We start from the raw sequence: 16381 nt of genomic DNA on the forward strand, positions 1-16381 counted from the left end.
GTCCCCATACCTGCGTCCTGCTCGCGATTGGCGGTGGTCCGGGAATGTTCTGGCGGAAGACCAAGGCCGCTATAGGCAACTTCCACCCGCTCCACCAGGGGCTGATCTGGCAGCGGGGGCTGAGCGCCGCGATGCGCCCGGCCGACTGGGCGGCGCTGGTGCAGAGCCTGGCCGGGCACGACGCGGTGGTCAAACGCCGCAAGTGGGCCCCGCCGCACCGGACCCACCACGTGCTGGTGCCGCTGATCCGGGTGCTGTCGCAGGACATGCGGCCCGACGGCGTGCTGGCGATCACCGCCGACCTGCGCGGCCCCGACTTCCCGGAAAAGCTCACCCCGCAGCGCGACCTGGCCGTCCAGCGGCCGATCCGGTCGATCAAGGAGTGGTACTCCATCGACCCCTGGCTGCGGATCCGGGCCGAACTGCGCGACGGCAGCGTCCTGGACCTGTCGGTCACCGACCGGGTCCGCTACCGGAAGATCCACAAGGTGGTGCGCGGCAAGCACAAGACCAAGCAGAAGACCAAGGTCGTGCAGCAGGTCACCGCCACCAGGAGGCTGCGCAGGGACGCGCCCGTCCGGCAGCCCGCCGTCCCGCCGCCGTCCTGGCTGCGGGTACGGGTCCGCAACGACCGGCGGATGGTGATCAGGACCAGCGCCAAGTTCCCCAAGGACGACGCCCAACTGTCCGAGCGGATCCTGTACGTGCTGACCGAGGCGTTCCGATGGACCCCGCCGGGCCTGGCCCGGCCCGCGAGGAGGACCAGTTGAACCGGTGCACCGTGACCTCCGGCTTCTTCGTGCTCGGGCACTGCGGCCGGACCGCCGTCGCGCCGTGCGCGCAGTGCGGCCGCCCCACCTGCCAGGAGCACTACGGGCCGGACGGGCTGTGCGCGGAGTGCCGGGCGGCGGCCTCCCCGACCCGGAGCCCCTACGACGAGCAGTGGGTGCGCGGCTACCGGCGCGGTTACTACTCGCGCAGCTCCCAGACCTACGGCGACGCCACCTGGTACTCCGGCTTCGACGAGTACGACCGGGGGGCCTTCAACCCCGGTCAGGGCCACTACCTGGGCGACTACGACCACGACGGCGACGACGGCTTCGTCGACAGCTGACGCCGGTGCCGTACGCCGCGACCGATGGGTGGTGATCGTTGAGGTTCTGGAAGCGTGCCGCCAAGCGGCAGGTGCATCCGCTGCACATGGGGCTGGTCGGGCGCAAACAGTTGTCGGTGTCGCTGCGGCCCGCCGAGTGGGCGGAGCTGATCGACAGCCTGGCCTGGCAGGACGCCAAACGGCGTTCGGCCTGGGCACCGCCCGAGGAGGCGAGGGAGCTGCTGATGCCGATCGTGCGGGCGGTGCTGGAGGACGTCCCGCCGGACGGCACCTTGCAGGTCACCACCGACCTGCGCGGTCTGGCCCCGCAGGACAAGGCCGGTCCCCGGCGTACGCTGCCCGCCCCGCCGGCCGTCGAGCGGACCGAGTGGTACGTCACCGACCCGTGGCTGCGGCTACGGGCCGACCTGCGCGACGGCAGCGTCCTGGACCTGTCGGTCACCGACCACGTCCGGCACCGCAGGACCGAGAAACGGAGCCGGAGCGGCCGGCTGAAGATCAAGGTCAAGACCAAGGGCGTCGCGCGGGTCAGCGCCACCCGCACGCTGCCCCGGGGCGCCGCCGTCCGGCGCCCGGCCACGCCGCCCCCGCCGTTCGTGTCGGTGCGGGTGCGCGAAGGCGAGCGGACGGTGATCCGCACGGACGCGAAGCTGGCGGTCGACGCCCAGGTCCGGCCCACCCCCGAACGGATTCTGGACGTGCTGACCGAGCTGTTCCGGTGGACCCCGCCAAAGGCCGCGAGGAGGACGAGTTGACCCCGTGCACGGTGCCCACGGGCTTCTTCCTGCTCGGCCTGTGCGGCCGGGCCTCCGTGGCGTCCTGTGCGCAGTGCGGGCGCGCCGTGTGCGGTGAGCACCAGGAGGCGGACGGGCTGTGCCCCGAGTGCCTGGCCGCGAGATCCGACTCCCCGCCCGGCCCGTTCGACAAGGGCTGGTCGCGCCGCTACCGGCGGGACTACTACGAGCGGATCGAGAACGTCTACGACGACGGCGGCTGGTACTCGCGGCTCGACGCCTACGACCGGGGCGCCTTCGACCCAGGCGACTCCCACGGCGGCGACGACCTCATCCCGGACGACGACACGAGCTTTGTGGACAGCTGATGACGGCGGACATGCGGATCCTGTGGATCACCGAGCACTATCCCCCCAGCCGGGGCGGGATGACCGAGTCGTGCGACCGGATCGTACGGGGCCTGCGCGGCGCCGGCGTCGAGGTGGACGTCGCGCACCTGACCCGGCGCAACCGGCCCTGGCAGGTGGAGCGCGAGCACGGCGGGCGGCTGCTGACCGCGCCGTTGCAGGACGACCCCGAGCACGCGCTGCGCCGGCTGTGGACGACGCTCACCGCCGAGAACCTCACCCGGGGCGCCTACACCCATGTGGTCGCGTTCGGCGGCACGTACGCGCTGCTGGCCGCCCCGGTGGTGGCGGCGCTGCTGCGGGCGCCGCTGGTCACGCTGCTGCGCGGCAACGACATCGACACCGGGATCTTCTCGATGCGCCGCCGGGGCGTGCTGCGGGACGCGCTACAGGTCTCGGCGCGGGTGTGCGTGGTCGCCGGTTCGCACGCCCCGCTGGTGTCGGCGCTGGCGCCGGACGCCACGGTGACCTGGGTGGCCAACAGCGTCGACACCGACAACTGGCAGGTGCTGCCGTCCGAACGGGACCGCGCCCTGGCCTGGCGGGCCGAGCACGTGGCCCCCGGACGGCGCACGATCGGGATCATCGGCCATCTGAAGAACAAGAAGGGCGTCGGCTTCCTGCTGGACGCGCTGCGGGCGTCCGGGCACGCCGAGGCGTTCCACCTGCTGCTGGTGGGCGAGGTCGAGGACGTGGTCCAGCAGTGGCTGGCCGAGCGGTCCGACACGGTCCCCCACTCGATGCTGCCGTTCCTGGACCGCTACGAACTGCCGTCGGTGTACGCGTCCTGTGACGTGGTGGCGCTGCCGTCCTTCTACGACGGGATGCCGAACGTGGCGCTGGAGGCCGCCGCGCTGGGCATCCCGCTGCTGGCCTCGGACGCCGGGGGCCTGGGCGACATCGTGGACGAGGAGATCGGGTTCGCCTTCCCGGCGGGCGACCGGCACGCCTGCCGGGCCGCGATCGACCGGCTGGCGCGGGCCGACGACGAGGACCTGGCCAAGCGGGGCGCGGCGGCGGCCGAACGCATCCGTCGCGACTTCACCCCCGCCGCCGAGACCGCCGGCTACCTGAAGGTCTTCGGCGAAGTATCCGGGACGTGATCGCCTGTTACGTCCGCGGGGAGGGCCTGGGCCACCTCACCCGCCTCCGGGCGGCCCTGCACACGCTGGGCCTGGACGGGGAGCCGGTGACGGTCCTCACCGACTCCTCGTTCGCCGCCGACCCCCGCGTCACGGGCGGCTGGACGGTGTTGCGCGCCCCGTCCTCCACCGGCCTCGCCGACTGGATCGCCGCCACACTCGCCGACCTCGCCGCCGACGAACTGTTCATCGACGCCTTCCCGGCCGGTCTGAAAGGCGAACTCACCGCCGCCGCCATCCCGCCCGGCACGAGCGTCGTCCACCTGGCCCGCCTCCTGCGCTGGGACGCCTACCGCCCGCTCCTGCCCACCGACCCGCCACGCTTCGACCGCACGTACATGCTGGAGCCCTTGACCCCCGAACACGACGCCCACCTCCGCTCGGTATCACGCGAGGTCACCCCCCTGACCTTGGTCGAACCACCTGTAACCGGACACCCCTCGCCCAGCGCCCCAGCGGCCGTCCCCGGTGGGCGCTTTCGACCCGGTGCCTGGCCGGATGCATCCACTGCGTTCCTCGCCGCCTCCGGCGCCCGGCCCCCGTCCGGCACGCGGCTTCCGGCCGGTGTGCGACCCGCCGGGCACGGCGGTGAGCCGGTCGGACCGGCGGAGGCCGCCGCCACGCTCGGACCGGGCGCCTGGCTGGTCGTGCACTCGGGGCCGGACGCCGAGATCGGCGAACTCGTCGCCTACGCCCGGGACCTGGCCGCCGTCGAGGGCTTGTCACCGCGCCTCACCCTGGTCAGCCCGCACCGCCCGGCCGACCTGCCCGCCCAAATCGCCCACCTGGACGTCTACCCGGTGTGGCCGCTGTTCCCGTCCGCCGAACGCATCATCACCGCCGCCGGTTTCAACGCCGTACGCCAACTGTCCCCCTGGCGGGACCGCCACCGAATGCTGCCGTTCCCCCGCACCCTCGACGACCAGTTCACCCGCGCCGCCCGCACCCGCCGACCAGCATGACCCGCGGCCTCGGCCGCCCTGGCCGGACAAGGCACGGACGGACACGGCGGTGACCACCCGCGCCGGTCAGACCGTCACTCGCGGGCTCTGATCGCCTCGGCCGGTCTGACAACGGGGCAGGACGCGGGCGGACACGGTGGTGACCGCCCGCGCCTGTCGGGTCGTCACTCGCGGGCTCTGATCGCCTCGGCCGGTTTGGTGCGGAGCAGGATGCGGGCGGGTAGGGCGGTGGCGGCCAGGGCGAGGGCGGTCACCGTGGCCACGAGGCCGGCATAGGCGAGGGGTGGGGCGTAGGGGCTGGGGGTGCCCGTCATGCCGGTCGCGAACGCGGTGAGGGTGGCGGACGCGATCGCGGTCCCGGTCGTCGCGCCGGCCAGGACCAGGACCAGGGTCTCCCAGCGCAGCATCCGCAGCACCTGGCGGCGGGTGACGCCGGCCAGCCGCAGTGCCGCCAGTTCGCGCAGGCGGTCCCCGGTCGCCATCGCCAGCGCGTTGACCAGGCTGATCGCGGTGAAGGCGATGATCAGGCCCATGGCCAGATAGTTGACCTGTGCGGTGGTGGCCTGGCGGTCGCGCTGGGCGGCGCGGATACCGTCGCCGTCCAGCACGCGCAGGCCGGGGTAGGTGCGGGCGAGCCCGGCCAGTGCGGTGTGCGCCGCCGGGTCCGCCTTGATGAGCACCGTGTCGGCGAGCGGCCGGTCGACGTGCGCGGCCACCAGGTCGAAGGGCAGGGTCACGTCGCCGAAGCCCAAGCCGCGTTCGTAGACGGCGACGAGCCGGGAGGTGACCTTGGCGCCGTCGCCCAGGGTGAGCGCGATGCGGTCGCCGATGCGTGCGTTCCGGTGGCCTGCGGCGGTGGTGCTGAGCGCGACAGCGCCGTCCGTGAGGCGGTCGAGCGACCCGTCCCGTACGTCCAGGTCCAGGGTGGCCGAGGCACCCGCCGGGGTGATGCCCTGCGCGGGGTACTTGTCCTGTCCCACGCGCAGGGTGGTGTGCACGATCCGGGTGACGGCGGTGACTCCGGGCGTCCGGCGGGCGTCGTCGGCGGCCTGGTCCGGCACCCCGGCGATCCCGGCCAGCGCGTACCCGGCGGTGGTCCCGGCCTCCGCCTGCCGTTGCGCCGCGTGCCCCATGGTCGTCTGGACGAACAGGATCGTGCCGGTCATGGCCACGGCCAGCGCCATCGGCGTGACGACCGTGGCCAGCCGTCCCGCCGCCGCCCTGGTGTTGGCCGCCGCGAGGAACCCCGGTCCCCGCGACAGCCGCAACGGCACGGCGAGCACGGCGGTGGTGGCGCGCGTCAGCCAGGGGCCGAGCAGCGCGACGGCGACGGCGGCCACCACCACGGTCAGGAACGTCACCGGCGAGGCGGCGGCCTCGGTGTCCAGGCCGCTCAGCACCACCAGCAGCACGACATGGGCGGCCAGCGCGACCAGCCCGGCGAAGGCTCGGACCCGGCCGGTGCCGGGCGGCTCGGTCGCGGCGTCCGACAGCGCCTCGGTCGGCCTGATCCGCAGGGTGCGGCGGGACGACACTCGCGCGGCGATCCAGGCGGCGGCCGTCGTCGCCGCCACCGCCACCGCCGCCGCGACCGGGAACGGGCTGCGCGCCAGGGCCAGCGTGTCCGGCAGCGCTCCCAGCTCCACGAACCGTGAACGCAGCCAGGACGCCACCACCGGCCCGCCCAGGGCGGCGCCCGGGACCGCCGCCAGCACGCCCACGGCCAGCGCCTCCCGCCCGATCATCGCGCGGACCTGCCGGGGCGTGGCGGCGACCGCGCGCAGCACCGCCAGTTCCCGCTGCCGCTGCCGGATCGACAGCGAGAACGTGCCGACCACCACCAGGACCGCCACCAGCAGCGACGTGCCGCCCAGCGCGCCGCCCATGCTGATCAGCATGACCCGGGCCTGGTCGGCGTCACGGAACTCCAGCGGCCCCCGCGCGCTCCCGGCGTGGACCTTGGCGCCGGTGCCGTTCACCGCCGCGGTCACCGCACGCGCCAGCCCGCCAGTGTCCACGCCGGGCCTGGCCAGCACGCCCAGCGCGGTGACCTGGCCGTCGTGCCGGGCCAGCCGCCGCGCCTCGCCGGCGGAGAAGAACACGCTCGTCTGGCTGGGCAGCCGCTCCCGGGTGACGCCCACGACGCGGTACCGGGCGGGTGCGTCGGTGGCCTGGATCGTCACCTCCTCACCGACCCTGCCTTGGTCCAGCACAACCTCGCCGGGTGCGGTGGGCGGCCGTCCCTCGCGCAGCGTGTACGGGGTCAGGCGCGCGGAGTCCCAGGCATGGCCCCAGGACGGCGCCTTCCCGGCCCGTTCCACAACGGTCGCGGGGAACGTCACCTCCGCAACGATCGCGGCGGCACCGGGAACGGACCGCAGCCGGCCGGCGACCGACTCCGGCAGCCAGGCCCGCTCGGTGAGGGGCTTGCTCTTGACCTTGGCCTTGTCCTTCTTGTGCTTGGTCCAGTGCAGGCTCTGGTCGGCGGCGACCATGACGGGCGTTCCCGCGTACCGCTCGGTGGGGATGCCGCCGCGCAGCCCGGTCTCCAGCAGTACCCCGCAGGCGCCGACCAGCGTGGCGGCGCACAGCAGCGCCAGGAACGACCCGGCGAACGCGGCCTTGCGGGCGCGCAGGGTCGCCAGGGCGAGGAGGCCGATCATGCCCGCGCCCCCAGCGTGGTCATCCGGCCCGCGATCCGGTCGGCGCCCGGCCGTTCCAGCACGTCGGCGATCCGCCCGTCCGCCAGGAACAGCACGGTGTCGGCGTACGCGGCGGCGACCGGGTCGTGGGTGACCATCACCACCGTCTGCCCCAGGTCGTCGGCCGCCTCCCGCAGCAGGTCCAGGATCTCCCGCGCGGTGACGGTGTCGAGCGCGCCGGTGGGCTCGTCGGCGAACACCACCTCCGGCCGTGTGACCAGCGCCCGTGCGATGGCGACCCGCTGCTGCTGCCCGCCGGACAGCATCCCCGGCCGGTGCCCGGCCCGCCCGGCGAGGCCGACCCGTTCCAGCATCTGCGCCACCCGCGCTCGCTCGACGCGGACGCCCGCCATCCGCAGCGGCAGTGTGACGTTCTGCGCGACGGTCAGCGCGGGCACCAGGTTGAATGCTTGGAAGACGAAGCCGACGCGTTCCCGCCGCAACTCGGTGAGCGCCGTCTCGCCCATCCCGGTCAGCTCGACCCCGCCGAGCCAGACCCTCCCGGAGCCGACCCGGTCGAGCCCGGCGGCGCAGTGCAGCAGGGTGCTCTTGCCGGATCCGGACGGCCCCATCACCGCGGTGAACGCCCCGCGCGGAACGTCGAGGCTGACCTCCCGCAACGCGGTAAAGGCGGCCGGGCCGCGTCCATAGGTCCTGCTGACCGAGTCGAGCCGCACGGCCGGGTCCGCCGGCTTGCGTACAGGGGGCATGAGTTGCTGTCCTTTCCCTGGAGGGATGCCGCGTGTGGAGACGGGTGCCCTTCCGCTGGATCGGGCCGCCGAGTTGCCGCTCGGCGGCCCGCTTTCATCTCGCCGGACCACGCCCTCCGCGGGCCTGGCCTGGCCGTCCCTCCGGACGCCGGGTTGCCGCCCGCCGTCCGAAGTCGTCATGTCGTCCTGTCTGAGGACCGGGTGGTCACGGGGAGGGACCTTCGGCCGGCTGGTCGTCGGGGGCCGGGAAGGCCAGGAAACGGGTGAGGACGGTACGGGCCTGGGACGGCATCTGCTCGGGAGGGCGCTTGTAGCGGTTGAGGAGTGCGATGAACTCCTCGAAGAAATCCCGTAGCTCGTCCGGGGTGACCTGGATGGAGCCCCGCGAGTAGGGGAGGTCGGCCCACGGGCCCTGGTCGTCGGCCTGGAGTTGGGCCTGGGCGAACAGCTCCAGGTCCGAGGCGAAGGCCAGGCGGTTCATCTCGTCCACGACCGCCCGGGTCTGCTCGTCCTGCTGGGAACGGCGGGGGAAGCGAAGGTCCCGGCGGACCGCCTGCCACCACCGCTCCCTGCCCTGGGCGCGTTCGGGCATCTCCGCCACGAACCCGTGCCGGGCCAGCTCGCGCAGGTGGTAGCTGGTCGCGCCGGTGTTGAGGTCCAGCGCGCGGGCGAGGGTCGCCGAGGTGGCGGGCCCGTGCAGCTCCAGATGCCGCAACATGGCCTGCCGCCGCGGATGCGCCAGCGCCTTGAGCGCCTCCAGATCGGTGATCTCCCGGGGCTCGGTCATGATGCAAAGTTAATTGTGCACAGAAGATTGTGCAACCCTCGTACGGGAGTCCCCAGGTCGTCGACATGTCCTGAAACACCTCGGCCGCCCGCCGTACGGAACGGCGGGCGGCCGGGACTGGTGGGCGGCGCCGGTAAGGCCGTGCCGGCGAGCCTGGACGCGGACCCGCCTTCCGGACGCCCACGGCGGCCGGAAGGCGGGCGGTCACCGCGTCAGGTGAGACCGCCCCGGTTGATGAGCTGCTTGACGATGACGTTGCGCTGGATCTCGTTGGTGCCCTCGCCGACGATCATCAGCGGGGCGTCGCGGAAGTAGCGTTCGACGTCGAACTCGGTGGAGTAGCCGTAGCCGCCGTGGATCCGGACGGCGTTAAGGGTGATCTCCATGGCGGTCTCGGAGGCGAACAGCTTGGCCATGCCCGCCTCCATGTCGCAGCGGTCGCCGCTGTCGTAGCGTTCGGCCGCGTACATCAGCAGGCGGCGGGCGGCGGTCAGCTTGGTGGCCATGTCGGCCAGGTAGTTGCCGATGGACTGGTGCTTCCAGATGGGCTTGCCGAAGCTCTCGCGCTCCTGGGCGTACCGGAAGGCGTCGTCGAAGGCGGCGCGGGCGACGCCGGTGGCGCGGGCGGCGACCTGGATGCGGCCGATCTCCAGCCCCTTCATCATCTGCGCGAAGCCCTGGCCCTCCACCCCACCGAGCAGGGCGGTACGGGGGACGCGGCAGCCGGTGAAGACCAGCTCACAGCTCTCCACGCCCTTGTAGCCCAGCTTCGGCAGGTCCTTGGAGACGGTCAGGCCCGGGACCTTCTCCACCAGCAGGATGCTGACGCCGGTGTGCGCGGGCCGGGCCTGGGGGTCGGTCTTGCACAGCACGGCGATGAGCTGGGCGCGGCGGGCGTTGGTGATCCAGGTCTTGGCCCCGTCGATGACGTAGTCGTCGCCGTCCCTGGCCGCCACCGTCCGCATCGCCTGCAGGTCGGAGCCGCCGCCGGGCTCGGTCAGCGCCATCGCCGCGCGGACCTCCCCGGTCGCCATGCGCGGCAGGTAGTGCCGCTTCTGCTCCTCGGTGCCGAACGCCAGGATCAGCTTGGACACCACCGTGTGGCCGCCCATCGCCCCGGCCAGGCTCATCCAGCCGCGCGCCAGCTCCTCGGCGACCAGCGCGTAACACGGCGTGGAGACGCTGCCTGGCCCGTACGGCTCGGGAATGGCCAGCCCGAACACGCCGAGCCGCTTCATCTGCTCGATCAGCTTCTCGGGATAGGTGTCGGAATGCTCCAGGTCGCGGGCGACCGGCCGCACCTCGCGGTCCACGAAGTCGCGGACCGTCTCCACGACCGCGCGCTCCTCGGCGTCCAGCTCGTACATGTCTCAGTTCCTTTCCGCCGACGCGGCGCGGCGCCCGCCGGCACAGACCGGCACCCGGCGCCCACGACCGGCCACGCGCCTGCCGATCGTCCGGCCCTTCGGGGAGGTCACGCGAACTCCGCCGTGGCCTCGGCCCTCGACTCGCCGGAAGGCCCCACGACCGCCAGCCGCCCGTCCGGGCCGCCGGTCACCAGCGCCTGCTCCCCCAGGAACACCGGCCGGCGGAACCGGTACGTCAGGCCGGTCACCCGGCGTTCGGGAGCGTGCCGCCGGGGCAGCTCGGCCATGAGAACGGCCAGCAGCGGGCCATGGACGACGAGCCCGGGGTAACCCTCCACGTCCCGCGCGTACGGCGCGTCGTAGTGGATGCGGTGGGCGTTGGCGGTCAGCGCGCTGAAGCGGAACAGCAGCGGTGTGTCGGCCGCCACCGGTAGCCGCCAGGGGTCCTGGGAGGACGGCAGCGGCCGGGTGTCGAGCTCGTGCCGGGCCGGTGCCGACCCCGAGCGGTACACCAGGTCCTGCTCGTCGGTGATCCGCAGCTCGCCGGTCTGCCGGATCTCGTGCCGTACGGTCACGAACAGCATCTCGCCCGTCCGGCCCTGCTTGACGTTGACCCCGGCGAGCGTGGACGTGCGTACCGCCGGGCGGCCCACCTCAAGCGGCGCGTGCACCCGCAGCCTGCCCCCGGCGAACATCCGGGTCCGCTCCGGGATCGGCGGCAGGAAGTGCCCGTGCGCGGGATGTCCGTCGGCGCCCAGCTCCGACTGCGCCGGCCATTCGAGGAAGTACAGCCAGTGCCACAGCGGTGGCAGCGGCTCCCCCTGACCGGGAGCGTCCCCGGGCCGGTCGAGCACTCCGGCCAGCACCGCCGCCGGACCGGGCGGCAGCTCGTCCGTCATGGACTGAGCCCTCGGACTCCATCCGCTCACATGCGCGGCAAGCCCCTCGGTCACCTCACACCTCCCGCCGGACGCCGGACGCCTGCTCTCCGACCACGCCACGGGTGCGCAGGTCGTTCAGCTCGTCGTCGGGCAGGGACAGCAGCTCGCGCAGGACCTCGTCGGTGTGCTGGCCGAGCAGAGGCGCCGGACTGGGCGAACGCTGCGTTCCGCCGAGCAGCAGGGGGGAGCCGGGAGCGAGGTGGCGGCCGATGCCGGGCTGGGTCAGCTCGCCCATCAGCGGCTCGGCGCGCAGGGTGGCGGCGCCGTCCGCCGCCAGGTCGGAGAAACTGCGGTAGCGGGACCACAGAACGGAGGTGCCCTTGAACGCCTCCTCGATCTCCGCGCAGGTGCGGCCCGCGAACCACGGGGTGAGGATCCCGGCGAGGGTCTCCCGGTGGGTGTAGCGGTCGCCCGCCTCCCGGAAGTCCACGCCGAGCGCCCGTTCCAGCGCGGCGGTCACCTCGCCGAGGCCGGTCGCGGCGACCAGGTCACGCCAGTGCCGGGCCGACAGCACCACCATCATGACCCGCCGCCCGTCGCCGGTGGCGAAGTCCCGCCCGAAGTCGCCGAACAGGTCGTTGCCGATCCGGCGCCTGGGCTCGGCGCACAACTGGGCCTCCGCCAGGTAGCCGAGGTTCCCGGCGGTGGCCAGCGCGATATCGCTCAGGGCGACCTCGATCCGCTGCCCCTCCCCGGTGCGCAGCCGGCGCCGTTCGGCCGCCAGCAGGCCCACCGCCAGGTAGAGACCGCACGCCACGTCCCACACCGGCAGAACGTGGTTGACCGGGCCGGCGTGGTCCTCGGGGCCGGTCACGTACGGGAAGCCGGTGGAGACGTTCACCGTGTAGTCGACGGCGTTGCCGCCGCCGCGCAGGCCGAGGAGCCGGACATGGACCAGGTCGGGCCGCCGCTCGCGCAGTTGCTCGTAGGCCAGGCCGTCGCGGGGGGCGGCGTTGGTGAGGACGAACCCGCTCTCGGCGACGAGGTCGGCGACGACGCGGCGGCCCTCGGGCGACCGCAGGTCCACGGTGACCGACCGCTTGCCCTTGTTGAGCCCGGCCCAGTACAGGCTCCGCCCGGACGGGGCCAGCGGCCAGCGGTCGATGTCCGGCCCGCCGCCGATCTGGTCGATCCGGATCACGTCCGCGCCGAGCTGCGCCAGCGTCATCCCGCCGAGCGGCGCGGCCACGAAGCTGGACAGCTCGATCACCCGCATCCCCGCCAGCGGCAACCCGCCGGGACTCTCCTCACCAGCCAACTCGCGCTCCTCGGACGTCCAGGGACGGCCGGGACGGCGCCCCGATCGTCTCACTGATTATGGATTCTATAGAATATCCCTCACCCTGCGGCGTCACCCTGCCGGGTGGCCCTATGGGGTGGGGCGACGCCGCAGGCCGGCTCCCTGGGCCCGATCACCGTGCCGGGCTTTCCTGTCCGCCGGTCGCCGCCCTGGAGCCGTTCGCGGTGGCCCCGTTCTATGCTCGGCCTGGTCCGGAAGAGGCCGACGGCGGAGGAGGGGCCGATGTCCGGCGACGCGGAGCCGAGCGCGGGCCGTCCCGCGCTGGCGGGCAAGCAGCTCAGTGAGCAGGTCGCCGTCCACCTGCGGGAGGCCATCATGATCGGCGAGCTGCGCGCCCCCGCCTACGTCCGCACCGAGCATCTGGCCGCCGAGCTGGGCATCAGCGCCACCCCGGTACGGGAGGCCCTGATGATCCTGCACAGCGAGGGCGCGGTCCGCTGGGAGCCCCGCCGCGGCTTCCGGGTGCTGCCGCTGACCGAACGCGACGTCGACGACCTGTTCAACGTCCAGTCCTACATCGCCGGCGAGCTGGCCGCCCGCGCGGCGACCGCGCTGGGCGAGCCGGAGATCGAACACCTGCGGCGGATCCAGGCCAGGCTGGAGCGGGCGGCCCGGGACGGCGCCGCCGACCTCGTCGACGCCCTCAACCACGAGATCCACCGGACGATCAACCGCTCCTCCGGCTCCTCCCGGATGACCGCCCTGCTCAACCTGACCGTCCACTACGTGCCGCTGCGCTTCTTCGGCAAGGTCGAGGGCTGGGCCGAGGCGTCCGCCCACGACCACTCCGCGATCTTCGACGCCCTGCACTCCCGCGACCCCGAGGCCGCCCGCACGGCGATGACCGACCACATCCGCCACGTGGGCCGCCTCCTGATCGACCACCTCCGCAGCCGCGGCGTCCTGGAGGAGCCCCCCGCACCACCGAAGTAACGCACCCCCGCGTACGCACCCCTAGTGGCCCCCTCCCGCCCCAAGCCCGAGAGTCCAGGACAGGCCATTGCCCTGCTCTCTTCACCCGGCGGTCCTGTGAACAGGGCGATCCCTGGCACGGTCTCGTTCTGAGACTCCACCGCAGGAACGGCCTGGCCGGCATGGTCGCCGGGGCCTGGTTCCTCATCGCGGTGAACGCGGCGTTCGAGAGCGACCCGGGCGGCGACCCGTGAAGGTCGTTTCCGGCTCCGGCGTGCGACGGCGGCGGTTCGCGCCAGGCCAGCTGTGACCGGTCACTCGGCGACCAGGTCGTCCGGGGCGGACCTGGCCAGCCCGGCGAGCGTGGCCAGGGCGTGTGAGAGGGTTTCGGCCGGGGGAGAGGCGAGGCCGAGCCGGACGGCGTTCGGGGCGCGGTACCGGCCTACGGTGAAGGCCGCCCCGGGGGTGACGGCGATGCCGCGGCGGGCGGCGGCGGCCACGAAGGTGTCGGCCCGCCATGGGCTCGGAAGCTCCCACCAGCAGTAGAAGGAGCGCGGGTCGCCGTGGACCGCGAACTCGCCCAGATGCCGGGCGGCGATCTCCTGCCGGACGGCCGCCTCGCGCTGCTTGGCGCGGGTCACCGACCGTAGGACGCCGTCGGTCAGCCACCGGGTCGCCGCATCCAGCGCCAAGCGCATCGGCGTCGATCCGCCGGAGCGCAGGGCCGTTGCCATGTTCGGGGCGGCGGCCTGCGGGACGACGGCGAACCCGAGGGTCAGTCCGGGCGCGAGCCGCTTGGAGAGGCTGTCGATGACAAGGGTGTGCTCGGGGGCCAGCGCGGCGAGGTGCGGCAGGTCATCCCGCAGGAACGACCAGATGACGTCCTCGATCGCGAAAATGTTCAGCCGCTCCAGGACACCGGCGAGCTCGGCCCGGCGTTGCTCGGGCATGGTGAGCGACAGCGGGTTGTGCAGCGTGGGCTGGAGGTAGATCGCCTTCAGCGGGGCCTTGCGCATGGCGGCCTCGACGGCCTCCGGGACGAGTCCGGCCTCATCGACGGCCAGTGGTACGACGGTGACCCCGAGCCGGCCGGCGATCGCCTTGAGGACCGGATAGGTCAGCTCCTCGGCCCCCAGCCGGGCCCCCGGGGGGACCAGCGCGGACACGGCCGCCGCGATCGCCTGACGGCCGTTGCCGGCGAACAGCACCCGCGCCGGGTCCGGCCGCCAGTCTCCGCGCGCGAGCAGGTCGGCGACGAGGCTCCGCGCCAGGGGGGTGCCGTCCACGCCGATCGGCCGCATGGCCGACTCCAGGACGTCCGGGCGCAGCAGGGCGCCGAGGCCGCCCGCGAGCAGTTCCGCCTGCCCGGGCACGACGCAGTGGCTGAGCTCCAAGTCGATCATGGAGTCGGCGGGTTCGGCGAGGGCGGGGCCCGGCTGCCGGGCGGTGGCCCGCACGAACGTACCGCGGCCGACCTCGCCGACCGTCAGGCCACGGCGGGTCAACTCCCCGTAGACGCGGGCGGCGGTGGAGGCGGCGATGCCCCGCCGCCGGGCGAACTCCCGCTGTGTCGGCAGGCGGTCGCCCGGCCGCAGCCGTCCGGCCGTGATGTCCGCGGCCACCTCGTCGGCCACCCGCCGGTAGTCCGCCATCGCCGTCTCCTCTCCGTGGGCGCCGCATGAGCGTGGCACCAGGACGGCACACGGGCGCAAAGCGAGCTACACAGAAGCCAAACACAAAATTGCTCCGAGAGCAATATACATATTGCACTGAGATAGAGCTACCGGATAGCTTCGATGCAAGCGGCCTAAATCGATGCGAAACGGCATGGAAAGCCGTTCGGGGCGTGCCCGCGAACGCCGTGTCGATCGCAGAAAGCAGGTGGTGGCGATGGTCGAACAGAGCGCGGTGCTCGGCGTGGCATCCATCGCGCTCGGGATGGTCCTGTCCCCCGGCCCGAACATGCTGTACCTGGTGTCACGGAGCATCGGCCAAGGCCGCCGGGCCGGAATCATCTCGCTGGGCGGGGTAGCGGCCGGGTTCCTGGTCTACCTGGTGGGCGCGAACCTGGGCCTGGCGGTGCTGTTCGCCGCCGTTCCCGAACTCCTGTCCGTCATCAGGATCGCCGGTGCCCTTTACCTGCTGTGGCTCGCCTGGAACACCGTCAAGCCCGGCGGGATGTCGGTCTTCACCGTTCAGGACGTGCCGGCGGACTCCCCGCGCCGACTCTTCGCCATGGGCCTGATGACGAACCTGCTCAACCCGAAGATCGCCATCCTGTACATCTCGGTCATTCCGCAGTTCATCGACCTCGACAAGGGGAACGTGCTGCTCCAGGGCATCGTCCTCGGCGGTTTCCAGATGGCGGTGGCCGTCTCGGTGAACCTGTCGATCGTGCTGGCCGCCGGCGCCATCGCGAACCTCCTGGCCGACCGCCCCTCCTGGCTGCGGGCACAGCGGGTCGCCATGGGCGGCATGCTCGGGACACTGGCCATCATGCTCGCCCTCGGCGACTCCGCAGGCCCGCCGGACCTCTGACACCGTCGCCCCGCGCATTCGATGTCCGTCCAGCCTCGGCGGGGCCCCGCCTCACCCCGCCCCGACCCCCCACTGACCCGAAAGACGCGCCGATCTTGACGTTATGGTCGCCTGAACGCGATTCAGCGTGCGATAACGTCAAAATCGGCGAGGTGGCCGGGCGTCCGGTCCAGTCGTCGTCCGCAACGCGGCACGGCGTTGCGACGCCGGGCGGGGTTGTGAAGGATGGTCGCCTTCCTGGACGAAGGCGGCATGGTGGACTTCACGATCGAATACGAGCTCACGCCCGATGAAGTGGGGCGAGCCCTCCACCGGGGCCTCAAGCTACAGCTCAGGGCCGTCCGCCTGGCAGTGCCGACGATCCTGGCCGTGTCGGGGATCACCTGCCTCCTGGTCGACGCCATAGGGCTGGGCGTCGGCATGCTCGCCGGGGCCGTCCTGTTCCCCTTCGTGCTGGCCTGGTCGGCCCGCCGACTCGCCAAGCGGCAGCTCACGTACCTCTGCGTGCCCACGACTCTCCGGTTCACCGACGACGGGTACGAGTACCGAACCGACCAGTCCGCCACCACGATGCGGTGGCCCCTGTTCGGGCGGGTCGTGAGCACCCCGGAGTTCTGGCTGCTCTTCGTGGGCAAGCAGTGCTCGGCCTTCCTCCCCAGGCGCGCCTTCACCAGCGAGCAACAGGCCGAACTCGACGGCTTCTTCGCCGCCCGGCAGAAGGCCGGAGCCCTCTGAAAGACCGCCCTCATGGTCGGTGTTACCCGG

At 72.9% G+C, this 16381-nt stretch carries 16 protein-coding genes; 9 read left to right on the forward strand and 7 right to left on the reverse strand.

Features of this window, described 5'->3' with window-relative positions; genetic code table 11:
• Window positions 1–44: 44 nt before the first annotated feature.
• The 6 genes from C4U03_RS20850 to C4U03_RS20875 are packed head-to-tail and all read left to right on the forward strand — an operon-like array spanning window position 45 to window position 4359.
• Window positions 45–770, forward strand: a complete 726-nt coding sequence (locus C4U03_RS20850; protein WP_103939517.1) for a hypothetical protein — start codon at window positions 45–47, stop codon at window positions 768–770.
• A complete protein-coding gene (locus tag C4U03_RS20855; RefSeq protein ID WP_103939709.1) occupies window positions 767–1114 on the forward strand; it encodes a hypothetical protein in 348 nt (115 codons plus the stop codon). Before C4U03_RS20850 ends, C4U03_RS20855 begins: the two co-directional genes overlap by 4 nt.
• Window positions 1115–1152: 38 nt before the next feature.
• On the forward strand, window positions 1153–1869 hold the full coding sequence (locus C4U03_RS20860) for a hypothetical protein (protein ID WP_103939518.1): 717 nt from the start codon (window positions 1153–1155) through the stop codon (window positions 1867–1869).
• Window positions 1866–2216 (forward strand): hypothetical protein, encoded by a 351-nt coding sequence (locus C4U03_RS20865; protein ID WP_235018006.1) that lies wholly within the window; start codon window positions 1866–1868, stop codon window positions 2214–2216. Before C4U03_RS20860 ends, C4U03_RS20865 begins: the two co-directional genes overlap by 4 nt.
• Entirely contained in the window at window positions 2216–3358 is a 1143-nt protein-coding gene (locus C4U03_RS20870) for a glycosyltransferase family 4 protein (RefSeq protein WP_103939520.1), read from the forward strand. Before C4U03_RS20865 ends, C4U03_RS20870 begins: the two co-directional genes overlap by 1 nt.
• On the forward strand, window positions 3355–4359 hold the full coding sequence (locus tag C4U03_RS20875) for a hypothetical protein (protein ID WP_103939521.1): 1005 nt from the start codon (window positions 3355–3357) through the stop codon (window positions 4357–4359). The genes C4U03_RS20870 and C4U03_RS20875 overlap by 4 nt, the downstream gene beginning before the upstream one ends.
• 164 nt (window positions 4360–4523) lie before the next feature.
• Here C4U03_RS20875 and C4U03_RS42540 read toward each other — a convergent pair whose 3' ends face one another.
• The 6 genes from C4U03_RS42540 to C4U03_RS20905 all read right to left on the reverse strand — a co-directional run bounded on the left by C4U03_RS42540 (window position 4524) and on the right by C4U03_RS20905 (window position 12124).
• Entirely contained in the window at window positions 4524–7022 is a 2499-nt protein-coding gene (locus C4U03_RS42540; protein WP_103939522.1) for an ABC transporter permease, read from the reverse strand.
• Window positions 7019–7771, reverse strand: coding sequence for an ABC transporter ATP-binding protein (locus C4U03_RS20885; protein ID WP_103939523.1), 753 nt, complete (start codon window positions 7769–7771; stop codon window positions 7019–7021). The genes C4U03_RS42540 and C4U03_RS20885 overlap by 4 nt, the downstream gene beginning before the upstream one ends.
• 205 nt (window positions 7772–7976) lie before the next feature.
• On the reverse strand, window positions 7977–8558 hold the full coding sequence (locus C4U03_RS20890) for an ArsR/SmtB family transcription factor (protein ID WP_103939524.1): 582 nt from the start codon (window positions 8556–8558) through the stop codon (window positions 7977–7979).
• A 212-nt stretch (window positions 8559–8770) separates the two neighbouring features.
• Complete coding sequence (locus C4U03_RS20895; RefSeq protein ID WP_103939525.1) at window positions 8771–9925, reverse strand: acyl-CoA dehydrogenase family protein; 1155 nt, start codon at window positions 9923–9925, stop codon at window positions 8771–8773.
• A gap of 107 nt (window positions 9926–10032) precedes the next feature.
• Window positions 10033–10824, reverse strand: a complete 792-nt coding sequence (locus C4U03_RS20900) for an FAS1-like dehydratase domain-containing protein (RefSeq protein ID WP_235018007.1) — start codon at window positions 10822–10824, stop codon at window positions 10033–10035.
• Window positions 10825–10879: 55 nt separating this feature from the next.
• Window positions 10880–12124 (reverse strand): CoA transferase, encoded by a 1245-nt coding sequence (locus C4U03_RS20905; protein ID WP_235018008.1) that lies wholly within the window; start codon window positions 12122–12124, stop codon window positions 10880–10882.
• A gap of 264 nt (window positions 12125–12388) precedes the next feature.
• Here C4U03_RS20905 and C4U03_RS20910 point away from each other — a divergent pair, with 264 nt between their 5' ends.
• Window positions 12389–13099, forward strand: coding sequence for a GntR family transcriptional regulator (locus tag C4U03_RS20910; RefSeq protein ID WP_235018009.1), 711 nt, complete (start codon window positions 12389–12391; stop codon window positions 13097–13099).
• Window positions 13100–13392: 293 nt separating this feature from the next.
• Here C4U03_RS20910 and C4U03_RS20915 read toward each other — a convergent pair whose 3' ends face one another.
• Window positions 13393–14730, reverse strand: a complete 1338-nt coding sequence (locus tag C4U03_RS20915; protein WP_103939529.1) for an aminotransferase-like domain-containing protein — start codon at window positions 14728–14730, stop codon at window positions 13393–13395.
• A 238-nt stretch (window positions 14731–14968) separates the two neighbouring features.
• On the opposite strand from C4U03_RS20915, the gene C4U03_RS20920 reads away from it, so the two are divergent.
• Both C4U03_RS20920 and C4U03_RS20925 read left to right on the forward strand, forming a co-directional pair.
• Window positions 14969–15616: a LysE family translocator gene (locus tag C4U03_RS20920; RefSeq protein WP_103939530.1), complete on the forward strand. Its 648-nt coding sequence runs from the start codon at window positions 14969–14971 to the stop codon at window positions 15614–15616.
• Window positions 15617–15841: 225 nt separating this feature from the next.
• Window positions 15842–16351, forward strand: coding sequence for a YcxB family protein (locus C4U03_RS20925; protein WP_103939531.1), 510 nt, complete (start codon window positions 15842–15844; stop codon window positions 16349–16351).
• The last annotated feature ends 30 nt before the right edge of the window (window positions 16352–16381 follow it).

Source organism: Thermomonospora echinospora (assembly GCF_900108175.1).
Taxonomy (GTDB): Bacteria; Actinomycetota; Actinomycetes; order Streptosporangiales; family Streptosporangiaceae; genus Thermomonospora; species Thermomonospora echinospora.

Excerpts from the sequence above, each read along its gene's own strand:
- C4U03_RS20850 (WP_103939517.1), top strand. The coding sequence starts at position 45 with ATGTTCTGGCGGAAGACCAAGGCCGCTATAGGCAACTTCCACCCGCTC.
- C4U03_RS20870 (WP_103939520.1), top strand. The coding sequence starts at position 2,216 with ATGACGGCGGACATGCGGATCCTGTGGATCACCGAGCACTATCCCCCC.
- C4U03_RS42540 (WP_103939522.1), bottom strand. The coding sequence starts at position 7,022 with ATGATCGGCCTCCTCGCCCTGGCGACCCTGCGCGCCCGCAAGGCCGCG.
- C4U03_RS20885 (WP_103939523.1), bottom strand. The coding sequence starts at position 7,771 with ATGCCCCCTGTACGCAAGCCGGCGGACCCGGCCGTGCGGCTCGACTCG.
- C4U03_RS20890 (WP_103939524.1), bottom strand. The coding sequence starts at position 8,558 with ATGACCGAGCCCCGGGAGATCACCGATCTGGAGGCGCTCAAGGCGCTG.
- C4U03_RS20895 (WP_103939525.1), bottom strand. The coding sequence starts at position 9,925 with ATGTACGAGCTGGACGCCGAGGAGCGCGCGGTCGTGGAGACGGTCCGC.
- C4U03_RS20900 (WP_235018007.1), bottom strand. The coding sequence starts at position 10,824 with ATGACGGACGAGCTGCCGCCCGGTCCGGCGGCGGTGCTGGCCGGAGTG.
- C4U03_RS20910 (WP_235018009.1), top strand. The coding sequence starts at position 12,389 with ATGTCCGGCGACGCGGAGCCGAGCGCGGGCCGTCCCGCGCTGGCGGGC.
- C4U03_RS20915 (WP_103939529.1), bottom strand. The coding sequence starts at position 14,730 with ATGGCGGACTACCGGCGGGTGGCCGACGAGGTGGCCGCGGACATCACG.
- C4U03_RS20920 (WP_103939530.1), top strand. The coding sequence starts at position 14,969 with ATGGTCGAACAGAGCGCGGTGCTCGGCGTGGCATCCATCGCGCTCGGG.
- C4U03_RS20925 (WP_103939531.1), top strand. The coding sequence starts at position 15,842 with ATGGTCGCCTTCCTGGACGAAGGCGGCATGGTGGACTTCACGATCGAA.